The 982-nt window shown below is 69.3% G+C and carries 1 protein-coding gene; it reads left to right on the top strand.

Translation table 11 applies throughout. The features are described from left to right. A partial coding sequence (locus B9G38_RS15770) for an acyl-CoA dehydrogenase family protein (protein WP_233127244.1) occupies positions 1–982 on the top strand: 982 nt, incomplete at both ends.

The following is a 982-nucleotide window of genomic DNA, read 5'->3' as shown; positions in this document are numbered from 1 at the left end:
GGGGTGGGGGGGCGCGGGCCGCGACTGCCACGGCTACGCGATCGGGCTCGAAGGGATCTCGCGCGGCTCGGGCGGGCTCGGGACCGTCGTCGCGGCCCACACGTCGCTGGCCGGCAACATGCTGTACGAGTTCGGCGACGAGGCCCAGAAGCAGGAGTACCTCACGGCCCTGAACACCGGGGAGGAGATCGGGGCCTTCGCACTCTCGGAGGCCGAGGCCGGCTCGGACGTGCCCGCCATGTCGACCACGGCCGAGCGCGACGGCGACGGCTACGTCGTCAACGGCGGGAAACTCTGGATCTCGAACGGTTCCGTCGCGGACACCGTCACGCTGTTCGCCAAGACCGACCCCGACGCGGGCCGGAAGGGCATCTCGTCGTTCGTCGTGCGGCCCGCGGAAGACGACGGGTTCGTCGTCGAGGGCACCGAAGACAAGCTCGGCGACAAGGGGTGTCCGACCGCCGAGCTGCGGTTCGACGACATGTGGATCCCCGAAGACCGGCTGCTCGGCGAGGAGGGCGACGGGTTCGTCCACGCGCTGAAGACGCTCAACGGCGGCCGGATCACCATCGCGGCGCGCTCCGTCGGTATCGCGCGCGCCGCGCTCGACGAGGCGACGTCGTACGCCCAGCAGCGCGAGCAGTTCGACCGCCCCATCTCCGACTTCCAGGCGATCCAGCACAAGCTCGCGGACATGGACACGAAGGCGCGCGCCGCGGAACTGTTGATGCACGAGGCGGCCGACCTGAAGATGCGCGACGAGGACTTCATCAAGGAGGCCGCGCAGGCGAAGCTGTACGCCTCCGAGATCGCCCGCGAGGTCGCCAACGAGGGGATCCAGATCCACGGCGGCTACGGCTACACCAAGGACTTCCCCGCCGAGCGCTTCTACCGCGACGCGAAGCTCTCGGAGATCTACGAGGGCACCAGCGAAGTGCTGCGAAACACGATCGCCCAGCAGCTACTCGACGAGCGAACGGGC

It is taken from the genome of Halorubrum sp. SD612, from assembly GCF_002135005.1.
Note: the sequence above shows the minus strand (reverse complement) of the source record. Positions and strands in the feature narration are given on the sequence as shown.